Source organism: Brevundimonas sp. TWP2-1, from assembly GCF_049897645.1.
Classification (GTDB): Bacteria; Pseudomonadota; Alphaproteobacteria; order Caulobacterales; family Caulobacteraceae; genus Brevundimonas.
Window position 1 is genome coordinate 1650159 of sequence record NZ_JAFCWR010000001.1, and the last position, 14979, is coordinate 1665137.

Here is a 14979-nt window from a genome sequence, read left to right on the forward strand (position 1 = left end):
CTGCGTAAGCTCATCGCCTAACGCCGATAGCGGACGATCCGAACGTATCAGATGGGTCACACACGGGCTACGTCCTGCCGCGCGACAAATCCCCGCGCCCGTCCCCCCGCGTCCCAACCCGGTCATCGCCTCACCGCTCAAGCCCGCTCGATCGCCCTCTGACCACCTGGGCCATCCCATTCCCTCCAGCGGTCAGGATCAGGCTCTGACCCGCTCGAACCTGTGACCCTGACCTTAGGCGTGCGTAGTGCTCCACCCCTCCGGCATCTCTGACGACGACATAGGGCTGCAGGCCCATCTCATCATGGAACCCCGTCTTCACGACGACGCCCTGTACGCGGCCGCCCTCTAGCGCGCGCACCTCCCTCGCCCCCTCAAGCCGCCGCTGATTGAGCGTCCGGATAATGTCGCGCCGCGTCTGGAGCGCTCGCAATCGTGATTCCAGGTCGGCGTCCAGCCGATATCTCCGTCCTGTCCGGACCGCCAACCCCAGACCTTCGAGAGTCCTGAGCCGCCCTCGCGTCAGAGCGGACCAGACATCGGTCGCGCCGACGCCGTCGTCCACCACGCCGGCCTCATCGGCCGCAGCGATCAAGCGACGATCGAGCCCGGTGAACCGCTCCGCCTGGGTCTCTTTCCAGACGCGTCGCTCCGCATCGATGCGCGACAGATCACCGAGCCGCTCTTGCGCGATCTCCTGCGCCCGGGCCCGGAATCCGTGGCCGATATAGTCACGCGGAATGACTAGATCCCGGCCGTCCGCCCGCCGCCCCCGCACCAGGACGTGGGCGTGCGGCTGGTCCGTGTCGTAGTGACAGGTCGCGACCCAGCGCAGCGACGGCTCGCCCAGGTCCGCCGCGACACGTCCCATCACATCCCGCACATAGCCGGGCAGATCGGCGATCCGGTCGCCGTTCTCCGGAGAGACGATGAACCGGAAATGATGCCGGTCTGCGCCCCAGCCTTCCGTCGCCATCCGCCCGTCCACCCCGTCGAGTTCACGGTTGAAGAAGTCAGGCCGCGCCCCTTCAGCGCCGGCGCCCGCCCGGCCCAGATAGGCGACGTGGGCCGCGAGGGCGGAGGCCCGTGCGGCGGCCTTGTCGACATGGCGAGACACCAGCGCCTTGACGATCACCCGCTGTCGGACATCGATCCGGAACGCCCGCCCCGACCGTCTCTGGGCCGCCCGCAACACGCCCGCGCGATCACCCAGAGCGAAGACGCGCGACGCCGCCAACCGAACGAACAGGGCGGTTCTCACATCGGTCTTGTCACACTTGAGACGCGTCGGAAGCTGGACAGGCACGCCCGCATCCGCAGGGCGGCCGGTTCGATCTTCGAGGTCGGCGAACCGGTCACGCACGAGCATAGGCGGAGCCTCCAGGACGACCTCGACCGCCTCGACGCCCGTGACTTGCCACAAGTCGTCCGGACCGAGCGACAGGTCGCTCAACTCACGGAGAAGATAGCCGAAAAGCGCAGCGCCCGCCGCCGTCTTTTATCTTGCCCTAAGCCCCTATCAGCAGATTCTCGGGCAGCCTCATCAACACCGATCAAACGCCATCAACACCGATCATGAGCGTCGCCAGCCGGGTGCGCCGCCGGGCCGAGGATCTGCGGGGGCTTCACACGACAAACAAAAACCCGCCCGGCCGAAGCCGAGCGGGTCGTGGGACGGCCGACGTTTCAGGTCGATCGGGCGCGGATCGGCACATGCCGCAGCCCCTGGGCCAACGCCTTCTGCCCCAGATTGAGGGCGGGACCGAACGGACGCGGATCGCTCGCTCTCTCCCGATCCACCGACTGGACCAGGGTGAGGCAACAGCTCGGCTCGAGGGCGATGAGGTCGTCGTTCGCCCTGAAGGGGGCGGCCTTGCCATGGGCGTCGAAGTCCGCCCGGGCGAGGATCAACGTCACCCCCTTCTGCTGAGCCCATTTGATGGCCAGCTTCTCCGCGCCCTTGGCTCCAGTCGTCGCCAGGGCCATGCCGGGCCATTCCTGTTTCGCCCAGTTGAGGGCGTCGAAGATTCGCCCCGCATCCACCGCCGTATCGGCCGAGGGCGCGCCGCGGAAGGCGACGACCGGACCGTCAGGAGTCGCCTCTCCGGCCCGTCGGCTGCGGATCGCCCGGATCGCCTGTTTGGCCTCCAGCTGCGCCGCGGTCAGGTGGGTGCCGCGCCGACTGCCGCGCCAGGCCGTCCAGACCTCTCCGGTCGAGACCGTCCAGGTCTGGGAGGCGGCGTCGCGGATCAGTTCGCAGGCCCGGGTCGCCGCATCGCCGGCGCGGGCCTTTGCCGTCGCCTCCTGCAGCTCCGTATCCGCCGCCTCCGAGCCGTCGAAGTTTCGATCCAGGGCGCGCATCGCATCGCGCGCCCTGTCGGCGTCGCGCTCGATCCGTCCCGCCGCCGAGTGGAAGGCGCCGATCAGCGCCTCTCCGAGGATTGTCTGATAGTCCTCCAGCGCGGTGTCGGCGATGACGTCGAGCAGCTCCGTCATCAGCGCACGGCCGAGTTGCTCCAGGGCGGCCTCGCTGGGATGCGGACGCGGATCGTCGAGCGCGCCGGTGAGATCGTCGAAGACCGAGTCGGACTTCTGGAAGAAGGCGGGCGTGTTGAAGGTTTGCATTGCAGTCATCCTCTGAATGAGGTCGAGCGCCCCATGCGCAACGACTGAGGATTTGGGCACGGCGGGGTCCCCGGCAGTCACCGGAGCGACGCGCCCTTCGCGGCGTGAAGGGGAACGGCGCAGCCGTTGACTTCCGGGGTGACGTGACAAGATCAGAAGGCGTTGTGTGGGGGCATGTCGGCCTCGCCCTTCGCGAGGTCGACCCTGTTCGGCGCCGCGCGCCGATGCCGTCGATGATCCGGACAACATGTCGAAGGGCGGCGGCTTTCGCCGCCGCCCCCGATCAAGCCCTGGATCGGCGCCTAGTCCAGCGGGCCGGCGTCCAGCAGGCTTTCCGCCACGAACGGACGGCGCTGGTAGCCGAGGGCGGCGTGCGCCAGGCAGAAGGCGCCGCGTTCGACCGGCGCCCCGCATAGACCGAAGGTCGCGTCCCGGGGCTTTCCGAGCGGCCAGCGGCATTCTCCGGCCCGGATCGTCAGGATCGACCGGCGGATCGCCGTTTGTGCTGCAGGCGAAGCCGGACCGGCAATCGGCACGGTCGAACAGGTCGGCTCGGTGAGCGACGCCGCCGATGGCCCCTCACATGCCTCCGGCCGCGCGGATCGGCCCGGAAGCCCCGCCAGCGCGCGCTTCAGCCCCAAGCGGCGCGCCTTGCCCAGAACAGCGGAGCGGGACACGCCGTCTCCAAGCTGGGTCGCAATCTGCCCGGCCGGCAGCCCCTCAACCCACAGGGCGATCAGCCGGTGCGTTTTCTCCTTCGTCCAATAGCTCATGACGGAACTCCGTTCAGGCCCAAACGGCCCGACCGGCCCCGCCCTTCCCCCCGCCCTCATGACAATGACCCGGCGCTGTTCGCGCCGGGTCACCGTGCTGCGGGACGACCTGTCTTCAGAAGGGGATGTCGTCGTTGAGATCGTAGCCGCCGGCGGGTTCCCCCACCTGGCCGCCGTCCTGGGTCTCGTCGGCCGGCTTGCCGAACGCGTTCCGCCGGTTCTTCAGCCGGATATCGGACACGATCACGCGCAGATCGTAGTGTTCGACGCCGGACTTGCCGGTCCAGCTGTCGTTCTCGACATGGCCCTGGATCACGACCCGGCTGCCTTTCCTGGCGAAGGCCTGGATGTATTTCTCGGCCGTGGTCTCGTTGAAGCAGAGGCAGTTGAAGCCGGTCGTCCGTTCGCCGGGCGTCCCATCCGCCTTGCGGAACCGGGTGGTCTCCAGCACGCGGAAGCTCGCGCGCTTCCGGCCAGAGCCCTGGGCGGACAGGATGGAGGGATCGGCGGCCAGATAGCCTTCGAGGGTGAGGGTCTGCATGGTCAGTCTCCTATGAATGAAGCGGGCGGTCAGGCCGCCGCGCGTTCGGCGGCGGGTTCGCGGGCCTCAGCCCAGTCGAGGACGGTCAGCCGGTTCACCACCAGCTCCTTGGCCGCGCGCTCCGTACCGTCTGCGGCGGTGTAGGCGGTGTCGATGAAGGCGCCGACGACGACCGCCTCGCAGCCCTGGGCCAGGCCGCGCGCGATGACCTTCTCATTGAGGCCCTTCGACCAGCTGACGCAGTTGACGCCGACGAGCCGGTCCTTGCCGCCGGCGTCAACGCCGCGTTTCTCGATCAGCCGGAACACCGCCTTGGCGTAGTCCGGGCTGATCTGGGGGTCGGCGGCGAGCCGGCCGGTGAACACCATGGTCTGCATGACAGTCTCCTGTGGATTCTGAGGCGTCGGGGAGCCGATCTCCCCCATCCCGTCTCATCCTTCCCTGCCCTTCCCCTCTCCTTTGGCGCGCCCGCTTCCGGGCGATGCCGAAAGCGGGCGGAGCCGGCGACCGTCAGCGGACGCTCAAGCCGCCGACCGCCTCAGCGCGGCGGCGCCTTCCAGCGTGACGACAAAAACGCCTTCGCCATCGCTTTCGGGAATCCCTGCGTCCGCTTCAGGCGGCGTCGGTTCCTGTTCGGGCTCGCCTTTTTCGGCGGTTCCCAGCCCGTCCTCCGCTTCGGCATCGGCCTGCGCTTCGATCCGGCCGTCGCGATCGTCTTGGACGTCGTAGCCGTTGGGGCCGCCGGGACCGGCGATCGCCTCGCCGCCCTCCGCAACGTCGGCTCCGTGGGCGCCTCGTGGCGCTGCGATCCAGGAAAGGGATGCCGGCGCCCAGGTCTTGCTGGCCGCCGTCTCGACCACGCGCGCCATCAGCTCCGGCTTCTTCAGGCCGATCGCATCGCGCGTCGGCGCGTCCATCGCCTCCAGCATCGCCAGCAGGAGGGGCTTGGGATGGGGCTTGAGGAAGACGAGATCCGGCGTCCAGTGACAGGCGATATCGGCCTCGCAGAGCCGGGCCAGCTCCGCCGCCTCGGCGCGGGCCGAGGCTTTGATCGCCGACGTCCGATCTTCGTGGAGGTCGAGGGTGAGCGCCGTCAGGTCCGCCAGCAGACCCTGTCGGTCGTCGTCGGAGAGGGCGTGCACCCAGGCGATGACCGTCTCGCCTGACGCCTCCCAGGCCGCACGCCGATCGTCCAGCCGCCGGCGCACGACCCCGTCCAGGGTGTCGATCACCCGCCCGCCCGTCGGTGCGAAGGCCTTGGCCGCGATCGTCAGCGCGCCTGACGGCCGGGCGCCGCGCACCGGTATCGCCAGCTGGCTGAACAGTCGGGCGATCAGCGCCGTCAGGGCCACGGCCGGTGCGTCGGCCAGGGCGCGGATCAACCCGCGCGTCGCCGTCTCCGTCCTGACCCCGTGCAGGGCATGGGTCACGCCTTCGGTCTCGGGGACGGCCCCTTCGGCCTCGGGCGCAGCATAGGCGGCGCCCGTCGCGTCTGGCGCCCCCCCCGGGCGAGACGTGTCCGCTCCCGGGTCGGCGTCGGCCTCGATTTCGGGCCTCTGAGGCGCGTAACAACGCACCGCGATTCCGGTGCGCCGATCCGGACGAAAGACGAGGACCGTGGCGAGGCGGCCGCCGCTCGCGGCTTGGTCCATGGCCAGGCTGGCCTTCGCCAAGACGGTGAGCGCGGGCTCGACGCGCTCCGCATCCGTCGTCTCCTCCAGACACGCCGCAGCATCCTCCGCCGCCGCCTCGTAGCGATCCCGGGCCGAACGGTAGTCGTCGAGTTGGCGCTCGGTGAGATCGCCGCCGTAGACATAGTGGAGCCGTTCAAGATCGTCGGGCATGTCCGTCATCGGCCCGGTCTCAGGACCTGCGGCGACGTGCACCGCCAGGCCCTCCGCCTCGAAGACGAGGGCGAGTCTGCGCGCCCGCGCCGTCCAGGCGGCGGTAAGCCGATCCGGATCGAGCAGGACCGACGCCCGTTCGCCGAACAGATCCGCTTCGACCCGGCCGCCGGATGCGGCATAGCCATCGGCCCCGACGAGGGCGAACCGCGGGTCTTGGGTCGTCACCCGGTTCTCATCGAGCCGCTCCGTGACGCGCCAGTCCGCAAACCCGCGACCCTCGAGGGCGTCCTGGGCCAGGGCGGCCTGTTCCGAAGGATCGACGAGCCGCGCCAGCAGGCGCGCCTGACGCAAGTTCATCCGTCCGGCACGAAGGGCTTCGAGCGCGACAGGCGGCAGGGCGGAAAGCGCCGCCAGACGTTTGATGTCGATCTCGGCATAGCCGAGGGCCCGCGAAATCTCAGCCGGCTTCAACCCCGACGTCACCATCCGGCCGATCGCGGCGATGACGTCGGCGACATGGATCGGCGCAGCCGTATTGGTCAGAACGGCGGCCGCCGCCTGACGCGCCGGATCGGTCTCGACGAAGACCTCCACCGGATGATTGTCCGCGATCCGCCCCTCCGCCGCCAGGTGGCGCAGGGCGAGGAGACGTCGGCGGCCGTCCAGGGCCATGGCCGGGCGTTCGGCGGGCCCGCAACCCGGCCTCACGGTCAGAGGCTGCAGCTGGCCGGCGGCGAGCAGGGTTTCCGCCAGGACTTGAATGTCGTCGTCGGCGGGTTCGCCGTAGCGGAGGTTTTCCGGCGCGATGTCGAGATCGGCGAGCGCGAACTGGCGCCGCTCGCGGGCGGCGGCGACGTCTGCCGGCGTCGGGGTGACGGCGCGGCCTTTGAAGCGGGAACGGGTCATGGCGGGATTCCGACCGGCGGCGAGGACCACCCCCGCCCTACCGGCGCCCCTTCCCGCCCTCCCTTTCCCGCTTCCCGTCTGACGTGAACGCCTCGTTCCAATCCCCCCACGGAGGCGGCGGGGTGGCGATGCGACACACGAGTCCCGCCCGCCTCAGGCGGCCGGCAAGAGTCGCCGCCGCGGCCTGGCCCGCAGTGTCTCGGTCTGCGGCGATCAGGACCGAGGCGACGCCGGGCGGCGGCGCCCAGGCCGCCAGATTCCCCGCAGACAGCAAAGCCCACCCAGGCAGGCCGAACCGCGCCATGGCGCTCAACGTGGTCATCACCCCCTCCGCCACCAGAAGATGCGATTCCGGGACGCTCAACCGGACAGCGCTGCCGGGCGGAACGACCCCGACGGTCTTGCGCGCCGGCGTCGCATTCGGCGACCGATGGCCGTTGGGAGACAGATAGACGAGTTCGACGGCGGTGATCGCCCCCGCCGGTTCGCGTATGCCCGCCATCAGGGCCGGAAGGCGCCGGCGCCCCGGTCGATAAACGGAGATCGGGACCGCGCCGTGCTGGCGCAGATCCAGTCGCATCGCGCCGAACGCCACACCGCGAAGGCGGAGATGGCGCGCAGCGGGGCCGCCCGTACAGATCGGACCAGCCTCGTCCCAAAGGCGGGTCGCCGCCAGAATCCGCGCGCGGCGGTCGGGACGCGGCGCAGGATCCCGACCGCCGTCGATGCCCCCGTCATTACAGAGACGCCCCCGGTCATCGACGAGGCCGCGTCGGCGAAGATCTTCGAGCACGACGCGCCAGTCGGCGGCGCCGAAGCCATGAGCGACGACCCGTCCCTGGCTCAACAGCAGGGACACCGATCGGTCCGAGGGGCTGTGGCCGGGGGCGGGAATGTTCGCCCGGCGGCCGCCGGCGTACAGATCGCCCCCGACCACGCGGACGACGCCGCCAAGCGTCCCGGGCCTCACATCAACCCCAGGGCGCGAAAGCTGGCGACGGCCTCACGCGCCACCACCACATGATCGTGAACCTCGAGGCCGAGAGCCCGGCAGGCGTCCACGATCTTGCGCGTCATGGCGATATCGGCCTGCGACGGCGCCGGGTCGCCAGAGGGATGATTGTGGACGAGCACCAGGGCGGAGGCGTTCAACTCCAGCGCCCGCCTGACGATCTCCCGAGGATACACCGGCGCATGGTCCACCGTGCCGTCGCTGCAAATCTCGTCGCGGAGCAGACGGTTCTTCTTGTCCAGGAACAGGGTTCGGAACTGCTCGCGGGGCCGGTACGCCAGGTCCGCCCGCAGATAGGCGAGCAGCGCCGACCAGGACGACAGCACGGGTTCACGCGAGGCCTCGATCCTCGAGAGGGCGACGGCGAGCCGGCGAAGCAACATCAGGTCGGCGAGCGCTTCGCGCGGCAGGCGGCTTGAGCGCTGGATCTCGCTTGGATCGGCGCCAAGGACCGCGGCCGTCGATCCGAACCGTTCGATCAGCGTCACGACGGCCGAGGCGCAACGCCTTGGACGCAAGCTCCGGGCCAGGAGGTCGCGAAGGAGCGCAGCGTCGTCATGGAACGCCGGCGTCAGGGCTGAAGACTGCCGCCGGGGCGGGGGCGCCTCCTCATAAAGCGACGGCTGACGGCGAGGTCGAGCACTGAGCGCGGCCTGAACGACAGGGACGACAGGGACGACAGCGGGATGGGACACGACGGCCTCCTGGCCAGAACGCTCTCGAATCGGAGCGCTCTCCCCCGCCCTTCCTCCCCCTTAGGTTTTCGGCGCAGAGAGGATGGCCCTGTCGAACCGCACCTGCTCGGAACCGGGCTCCAGGGTGGCCACGAAACCGAGGGGTTCCCATGCTCGCGTCTGCGCCCCCTCAGCCCGCCACCATTCGGCCGTGTTGGCAGCCTTGGGCAGCAGAGCGCCAAGACGCCGCTCGATCTCCGTGAAGCTGAGTTCGACCGCGGCCCCTTTTTGGCGCTTCAGAAATCTAGCGAGTGGATCGTACTTCCCCATTGGCGCTTAAGGCCGTATCCGCGCGGAAACATCAAGATCGGCGTTTCGAAGCGGTTGGGCCGACACGCCCTCTGGGAGGTTTGGCGTCGAGCACGACGTCAGCCTGCGCCCTCTTGCGGCGACGACAGAGCGGTAGTCGGAGGCGGGGCTCGGCCTTCGCGCCACCGGTCGCCTCATCTATCGAAACGCCTTGCGCCGATGCGCGCGCCCAGTTCGCAATCGGCCCAGGACCTGCACTCGTCCAGACCGCGTCGATCCAAATCATCAACCTGAGCCTTTGGAACAATGATGCTCGGCGGCCTTTTTCAGTGGGCAACCCTGAAAGGAATGCCCAATGTTGAAAGCTGCTCTCGCCGTCTCGGCGACCGCTGTCCTCCTCACCGCGTGTGGGAATAATGAGCCTGCCGATGCGCCCGTCGAAGGTCCGGCCGTCTCGTCAGCCGAAGCCCCCATGAACCCGGCCGTCGACACCCAGGACACGTCTGAACAGGCTGCGCTCACCCCCGGCGCCAATTCCTTCACCGAGGGCCAGGCCAAGTCCGCCATCGAAAAGCAGGGCTACGTTGTTTCCGGCCCCCTGACGCAGGACGATCAAGGCATCTGGAAAGGCCAGGCAGCTCGCGCAGGCGGTGAATCGACCACTGTCTCGGTGGACTACAAGGGCGTCGTAACGCCCCAGTAACGGCCCTGACTTTCCACTGTTTTCTCAACATCAAGGAGCCAACATCATGGCGACTGTTACGCGGCTGTTCGACAGCCACACCCAAGCCCTGGACGCCGTCTCGAAACTTGAGGCTGCGGGCGTCTCCCACGACAAGATCAGCATCGTCTCGAACAATGCCGACAACTGGCATTCGGGAACTGGAAATCACAACGCCGGACCTCTCGGGGACCGAAACGGCGATGGAGAGAACGATGTCGCTGACGGCGCAGGCAAGGGCGCGGCCACGGGCGGCGTGCTTGGCGCCGGCGCCGGCGTCCTGGCAGGATTGGGCATGCTCGCCATTCCCGGACTCGGGCCCGTGGTCGCCGCCGGCTGGCTCGCCTCGACAGCGGTCGGCGCCGCAGTCGGCGCCGCAGCCGGCGGTGCAACCGGCGGCCTGCTCGGCGCGCTGAAGGAAGCCGGACACAGCGACGAAGAGGCGCATGTCTATTCCGAGGGCGTGCGTCGAGGCGGAACACTCGTCAGCGTCAAGGCTGACGGCGACGACGCCCACCGTCTGCAAACGATCCTCGACGGCAGTCGCGGCTTCGACGCCACGACGCGTGGGGAAGCCTACCGCCAGTCCGGCTGGTCCAGTTTCGACGCCTCGGCCCAGCCCTATACATCGGAGCAAATCGAACTCGAACGCGCCAAATACCGATAGGCGGGGTTCTACGTGCAACGCCGTCTATAACCGCTGAGGAGCGGCCCGATGTCCAACATCGGGCCGCAACGGCGTGGGAGCCGCACTGGACGAAGCTGGGCGTTACGACGCGATCTAGACACGCGCTGTAACGCCCCCCTCGGACACAAGGCCAACGCCGCCCCGTCGGCGTTTATCCATCTTGCGATAGGTCGCCAGCGCCTGACCCACGACCTGGTCCATGTTGTAGTAGCGGTAGGTCGCAAGACGTCCAGCGAAGACCACGTCAGAGCGCCCTTCGGCCATCGCCTCGTATCGCTTGAAAAGAGCCTGGTTCTCCGCTCTCGGGATTGGATAATAGGGGTCGCCCTCGGCCGTCGGATATTCGTAGGTCACGCTGGTCTTGGGATGCACCTGGCCCGTCAAATGCTTGTATTCGGTGACCCGGGTGTAGGGCGTCGCCTCGGCCGGCGCATTGACGGTCGCGACGGACTGGAACTGCTCCCGGTCCAGCGTCTCATGCTGGAAGCGCAGCGAGCGGTAGGGCAAGGGTCCATGGCAGTGATCGAAGAACTCGTCGATCGGTCCAGTATAGATCAGGCGATCAAAGGTCACCTCATCGACGATGTCGCGATAGTCGACGCCCGTCTCGACGCGGATGTTTTCGTGGTCGAGCATGCGCTCGAACATTCGGGTGTAACCCTCCAGCGGCATCGCCTGGAAGGTGTCGGTGAAGTAGCGGTCGTCGGTGCTGGTCCGGGTCGGGACGCGTGACGTCACCGACTTGTCGAGGTCCGAGGGGTCCAGGCCCCACTGCTTTCGCGTATAGCCTCGAAAGAAGGTCTCATAGAGCTCGCGGCCGACGGCCGAGACGACCACGTCCTCGCTGGTCCGCACCTTCTCGACCGGCTCCGCACGCGCGGCCAAGAATTGCGCTGCGGCTTCGTCCGTCTGCAGGTCGAGATCATACAGGATGTTCAGCGTCGTCCGATTGATCGGCATAGGCGCCAGCTTGTCGCCGACCTGCGCAAGCACCCGATGCTCATAGGGACGCCACCGCGTGAAACGCGACAGATAGGCGAAGACGTCGGCCGAATTCGTGTGGAAGATATGCGGGCCATATTCGTGGATCAGCACCCCCGCCTCATCGAGGCGGTCATAGGCGTTGCCGCCGATGTGCGGCCGTCGATCGATGATCAGAACGCTCATGCCTGCGTCCGCCGCCAACCGTTCGGCCAGGACGGAACCGGCGAAGCCCGCCCCGACGACCAGGGCGTCGTAGTGGTCGCGACGCGCGGGGCGGGTCGCCCGCGTCGCCAACGTCGCGCCCCGCGCGGTGGCGGCCCGATCGACAAGGGCGCTCATGCGGATGTGGGTCTGGTCCCATGACAGATCCGCCAAGGCGGCGTCCGCCTCGGTCAGCCATTGACCCGTTCTGTCGCCGGCCAGGACCAGGGCGGTCTCGCAGGCGGCGACGAAGGCTTCCGGGGTCGCCGCGATGGCGACGGCGTCCAGATCGCCGTAGTGGCGCACGACGTCGCGGATCGGGGTCGAAACGACAGGCCGGCCCCCCGCCAGATACTCAGGCGTTTTCGTGGGACTGATGAACTGGGTCGAGTCATTGACCGCAAACGGCATCAGGGCGACGTGCCAGCGGCCGAGTTCGGCCGGCAAGGCGTCGTAGGAACGTCCGCCAGGATAATCGATGTTGGGGCGACGCGGCAGATCGTCCTCCGAGATCTTCACCACCGGGCCGACCATGACGAAGGTCCAGTCCGGCCGCGCGTCGGCGACCGCAGCGATCAGGTCGAGGTCCATCCGTTCGTCGATGACGCCGTAGAAGCCCAGGGTCGGCGTCGCGTTCGACGGGACGTCGCGGGCCTGGGCGAAATGGGCCCGATCCACGCTCGAGGGGAAGGGGTGGATATTGGCGTGCAGGTGGGCCTTGGCTTCGTAGAGGCTGTAGCCGCCGGTAAAGACCACATCGGCCGTGGCGATCAGCTCCTGCTCCAGAGGACGAAGCCCGGGCGGGGCGAAGCGGAAGTTGGCGAGCTCGTCCATGCAGTCATAGACGACCGCCGCAGGCTGCAGATGCCGCGAGAACGGCAGCATCATCGGCGTATAGTACCAGAGCACCGGCCGGACGACGCCTTGCTCGGTCAGCAGTCCGTCGAGCAAGGCCTTGAGTCGCTCTTGCCTCGCGGGTTCGGACAGGCCATTCGGCACCCGGGGCGTGGCGATGACGACGCCGCTCATCGGACAGACGCGCGTCTGCACCCAGGGCTGAGGACCGTCCTCAGGGATCGGTTCTTCGAAATAGATGACCGCCCTCGATTGGGCGAACCGCGTCATCAGATGCTGCGGGCGCTGAAAAACGAAGTCCCAGCGCAGATGAGAAAAACACACGATCGGATCGCGGCGGGCCGAGGGGGCGAGGTCGATGACCTCTGCGCCGGCGGCGGGGCGGTCTTCGGAGGCGATGATCATCATAGGGATCCTTGGTTCTGGCGCCCGCGAGGCGGTCGCCGTGGCCTTACGGCCGGGTTGGCGTTTGCGGGACCGGGGCGGTCCCGAAAGGTCGGGGGGTCAGGCGGCGAGAACGCCATCCGGCGGATCATCGATCTCGGGATGGAAGCATCTTCGCTCTTCATGCGACCACCACCCCCCGCCTGCGGGAGGATCGCTCGCCTCTCGCCGAGCCAATCCCGTGAGCCATCGCGCCAAGTCCCCAGCGACGGGTTGGCCGGAGGAGACGTCGAACGCGCCAGCCTCGTATCGACCCTGCGTCCGGGTCAGGAGGCTGTCCCAGTCGATCGCGCCGAGCAGGGACCAGGTCGTCACGGCCTCGATCGTCACGCCCTCGGCCGACAGGTCGCTCGCCGCTCGCCAGCACTGGTGGAACCAACGGATCTGCTCATCGGGCTCCGCCCCGATATGGCATTCCGTGACGGCCAGACGCAGGCCGTACCGGTCCCAAAGCCTCAATAGATGATCGCGCCAGCCGCCAAGTCGCGGCGACATCGCCCTGACCGCCTCCACATCGGCATAGGCCAGTTCAGCGTTCGCGCCGTGCGACGCCGGCGGGTAGCGATCAAGCCGGTGATCGAGGAAGCGGTCGCTCGTCACATAGTGGTTCATGCCGATCACGTCCGGCGGGCACGGGTCTTCGGAAATGACGGCGAGCCTGTCGCCCAGGCCGAACGACACCAGACGCGGGAACAGGGGATGACCCGCCGTCACCCGGCCGCACAGAAGGTCCCAGGTCATCAGTCGGCGATCATTCTCGAACCGGACCTGGGACGCGCAGGGCGCTGTGCCGTAGGTCGCGCCGAAGTCCTCGGTCTGCACCAGCCTGGCCTCAGGATTCACGCGCCGGATCGCCTTCATCGACAGTCGCGTCGCATCGATCTGGTTCAGCAGCGCCAGCCAGAAGTCGCGTTCGTCGGTCCGGTGCGGATACCAATGGCCGTAGAGGGCGCTGAACCGCGCGGTCGTCAGCGGCTCGTTCACCGGCGTCCAGTCCCGGACCCATGAATAGCGTTCGGCGGTGCGGGCCGCATGGCGCGCCAGCCCCTCCGCGAAGCCCGGATCAAGGAGATCGGTCCAGGCCGGTCCAGAACCGTGATGCAGAAGCCCGACGATGGGCTGCACGGCTAGAGATCTCAGCCGCGACAGGCGCAGGTCTGGCCACGTCCAATCCCAGACGCCCTGCGCGGTTTCGGTCCTCTCCCAGAGCACCGGATAGCGCAGGACCTCCAGACCCAGTTCGGCGAACCGGTCGAGATCGTCGATCCGGTCGTGATGGCCGCTCAGTCGCGTCTGATCGCGCCACACATCCCCAATCCGGTTGAGCGTGCATTCGGGTCCGCCCCAAAGCACGGGTCCGCAGCCGGTCATGCGGCGTTCGGCAGGATGGAAGCGCCGAAGCGCCGATTCCTGCGCCAGGCGACGGCTGTAGCGATGATCGTCTGGAGATCGTCGAACTCCGGTCGCCAACCCAGCCGCGCCGCCGCCCGCGACGGATCGGCGACGAGCACCGGCGGATCGCCCGCCCGGCGCGGGCCGACCTCATAGACAGGCGGCCGGCCACAGGCTGCGCCCACCGCCTTGATCACCTCGACGACCGACGCCCCGACGCCTCGGCCGAGATTCATCACCTCGAAACCGCGGTCGATCCTGTCCAGACCGAGCGCCAGCACATGGGCCCGCGCCAGGTCCGCCACATGAATGTAATCGCGAACGCAGAACCCGTCCGGGGTGGCGAAGTCGTCACCGAACACGGTCAACGGTCGCCCGCCCGCCAAGGCCGCCTCGATGGCAAGGGGGATCAAATGGGTCTCAGGATTGTGCGCTTCCCCGATCTGACCCTCGGCGTCCGCGCCTGACGCGTTGAAATAGCGCAGCGCTACCGACTCCAGTCCGAAGGCGGCGCAGTGGGCGGCGATCATCCGCTCTCCCGCCAGTTTGCTGTCGCCGTAAGGGTTGATCGGATTGAGCGGGTCCGTTTCCTGAAGCAGGCCGGACGTCGATGGCGTTCCATAGACGGCGGCCGTGGACGAGAAGATCAGTCGTCCCACGCCCGTGTGCCGCATGGCGGACAGCACGGCGGCCACGCCGTTGACATTGTGATCCCAGTAGAGGTCCGGACGATGCATCGATCGGCCCACCTCGATCAGTCCGGCGAAGTGGATGACCCCCACGATTCTGTTGTCGCTCATCGCCTTCGTGAGGCGTTCCGCATCGCGCACATCGCCCTGGACCAGCGGTCCCCACAGCACCGCCCCTTCGTGTCCGTTGCTGAGATCGTCGTAAACGACCGGCTGGTACCCGGCCTGTGACAGGGCCTTGCACGTGTGAGAGCCGATATAGCCCGCGCCCCCCGTCACGAGGATCCGGTCAGCAGCCATGACGGTTGAATCCTCCCG

General features: G+C 68.1%; 14 protein-coding genes. 2 read left to right on the forward strand and 12 right to left on the reverse strand.

Annotated elements, in window-relative coordinates; genetic code table 11:
- Window positions 1-130 precede the first annotated feature (130 nt).
- From ACP7BH_RS08175 to ACP7BH_RS08215, 9 genes are all read right to left on the reverse strand, one after another.
- Window positions 131-1423 (reverse strand): DUF3363 domain-containing protein, encoded by a 1293-nt coding sequence (locus ACP7BH_RS08175; RefSeq protein ID WP_425982192.1) that lies wholly within the window; start codon window positions 1421-1423, stop codon window positions 131-133.
- 263 nt (window positions 1424-1686) lie between these two features.
- A complete protein-coding gene (locus tag ACP7BH_RS08180) occupies window positions 1687-2625 on the reverse strand; it encodes a DUF2493 domain-containing protein (protein ID WP_425982190.1) in 939 nt (312 codons plus the stop codon).
- A gap of 302 nt (window positions 2626-2927) precedes the next feature.
- A complete protein-coding gene (locus tag ACP7BH_RS08185) occupies window positions 2928-3398 on the reverse strand; it encodes a GcrA family cell cycle regulator (protein WP_425982188.1) in 471 nt (156 codons plus the stop codon).
- 115 nt (window positions 3399-3513) lie between these two features.
- The gene (locus ACP7BH_RS08190) at window positions 3514-3939 is read right to left on the reverse strand and encodes a single-stranded DNA-binding protein (protein WP_372691235.1); all 426 of its coding nucleotides are present in this window, start codon (window positions 3937-3939) and stop codon (window positions 3514-3516) included.
- 29 nt (window positions 3940-3968) lie between these two features.
- On the reverse strand, window positions 3969-4316 hold the full coding sequence (locus ACP7BH_RS08195; protein ID WP_425982186.1) for a single-stranded DNA-binding protein: 348 nt from the start codon (window positions 4314-4316) through the stop codon (window positions 3969-3971).
- A gap of 144 nt (window positions 4317-4460) precedes the next feature.
- On the reverse strand, window positions 4461-6692 hold the full coding sequence (locus tag ACP7BH_RS08200; RefSeq protein WP_425982184.1) for a ParB/RepB/Spo0J family partition protein: 2232 nt from the start codon (window positions 6690-6692) through the stop codon (window positions 4461-4463).
- A gap of 37 nt (window positions 6693-6729) precedes the next feature.
- Window positions 6730-7662: a toprim domain-containing protein gene (locus ACP7BH_RS08205; RefSeq protein ID WP_425982182.1), complete on the reverse strand. Its 933-nt coding sequence runs from the start codon at window positions 7660-7662 to the stop codon at window positions 6730-6732.
- The gene (locus ACP7BH_RS08210; RefSeq protein WP_425984773.1) at window positions 7659-8279 is read right to left on the reverse strand and encodes a JAB domain-containing protein; all 621 of its coding nucleotides are present in this window, start codon (window positions 8277-8279) and stop codon (window positions 7659-7661) included. Before ACP7BH_RS08210 ends, ACP7BH_RS08205 begins: the two co-directional genes overlap by 4 nt.
- 180 nt (window positions 8280-8459) lie before the next feature.
- Window positions 8460-8708 carry a DUF7662 domain-containing protein gene (locus ACP7BH_RS08215; protein ID WP_425982179.1) on the reverse strand — a complete coding sequence of 83 codons (249 nt, stop codon included), beginning with the start codon at window positions 8706-8708 and terminating at the stop codon, window positions 8460-8462.
- 451 nt (window positions 8709-9159) lie between these two features.
- On the opposite strand from ACP7BH_RS08215, the gene ACP7BH_RS08220 reads away from it, so the two are divergent.
- Together ACP7BH_RS08220 and ACP7BH_RS08225 are read left to right on the forward strand one after the other, a co-directional pair.
- Window positions 9160-9390 carry a hypothetical protein gene (locus ACP7BH_RS08220; protein WP_425982176.1) on the forward strand — a complete coding sequence of 77 codons (231 nt, stop codon included), beginning with the start codon at window positions 9160-9162 and terminating at the stop codon, window positions 9388-9390.
- Window positions 9391-9436: 46 nt separating this feature from the next.
- Window positions 9437-10075 carry a hypothetical protein gene (locus tag ACP7BH_RS08225; protein WP_425982174.1) on the forward strand — a complete coding sequence of 213 codons (639 nt, stop codon included), beginning with the start codon at window positions 9437-9439 and terminating at the stop codon, window positions 10073-10075.
- Between the two features lie 114 nt (window positions 10076-10189).
- On the opposite strand, the gene glf is transcribed toward ACP7BH_RS08225, so the two are convergent.
- The 3 genes from glf to galE form a co-directional block, all read right to left on the reverse strand.
- Entirely contained in the window at window positions 10190-12541 is a 2352-nt protein-coding gene (glf, locus tag ACP7BH_RS08230; RefSeq protein WP_425982171.1) for a UDP-galactopyranose mutase, read from the reverse strand.
- 99 nt (window positions 12542-12640) lie between these two features.
- Window positions 12641-13951 carry a hypothetical protein gene (locus tag ACP7BH_RS08235; RefSeq protein ID WP_425982169.1) on the reverse strand — a complete coding sequence of 437 codons (1311 nt, stop codon included), beginning with the start codon at window positions 13949-13951 and terminating at the stop codon, window positions 12641-12643.
- Window positions 13948-14961 (reverse strand): UDP-glucose 4-epimerase GalE, encoded by a 1014-nt coding sequence (gene galE, locus ACP7BH_RS08240; protein WP_425982167.1) that lies wholly within the window; start codon window positions 14959-14961, stop codon window positions 13948-13950. Before galE ends, ACP7BH_RS08235 begins: the two co-directional genes overlap by 4 nt.
- Between the last annotated feature and the right edge of the window lie 18 nt (window positions 14962-14979).

Excerpts from the sequence above, each read along its gene's own strand:
- ACP7BH_RS08215 (WP_425982179.1), bottom strand. The coding sequence starts at position 8,708 with ATGGGGAAGTACGATCCACTCGCTAGATTTCTGAAGCGCCAAAAAGGG.
- ACP7BH_RS08235 (WP_425982169.1), bottom strand. The coding sequence starts at position 13,951 with ATGACCGGCTGCGGACCCGTGCTTTGGGGCGGACCCGAATGCACGCTC.
- ACP7BH_RS08190 (WP_372691235.1), bottom strand. The coding sequence starts at position 3,939 with ATGCAGACCCTCACCCTCGAAGGCTATCTGGCCGCCGATCCCTCCATC.
- ACP7BH_RS08195 (WP_425982186.1), bottom strand. The coding sequence starts at position 4,316 with ATGCAGACCATGGTGTTCACCGGCCGGCTCGCCGCCGACCCCCAGATC.
- ACP7BH_RS08225 (WP_425982174.1), top strand. The coding sequence starts at position 9,437 with ATGGCGACTGTTACGCGGCTGTTCGACAGCCACACCCAAGCCCTGGAC.
- ACP7BH_RS08220 (WP_425982176.1), top strand. The coding sequence starts at position 9,160 with ATGAACCCGGCCGTCGACACCCAGGACACGTCTGAACAGGCTGCGCTC.
- ACP7BH_RS08185 (WP_425982188.1), bottom strand. The coding sequence starts at position 3,398 with ATGAGCTATTGGACGAAGGAGAAAACGCACCGGCTGATCGCCCTGTGG.
- ACP7BH_RS08200 (WP_425982184.1), bottom strand. The coding sequence starts at position 6,692 with ATGACCCGTTCCCGCTTCAAAGGCCGCGCCGTCACCCCGACGCCGGCA.
- glf (WP_425982171.1), bottom strand. The coding sequence starts at position 12,541 with ATGATCATCGCCTCCGAAGACCGCCCCGCCGCCGGCGCAGAGGTCATC.
- galE (WP_425982167.1), bottom strand. The coding sequence starts at position 14,961 with ATGGCTGCTGACCGGATCCTCGTGACGGGGGGCGCGGGCTATATCGGC.
- ACP7BH_RS08180 (WP_425982190.1), bottom strand. The coding sequence starts at position 2,625 with ATGCAAACCTTCAACACGCCCGCCTTCTTCCAGAAGTCCGACTCGGTC.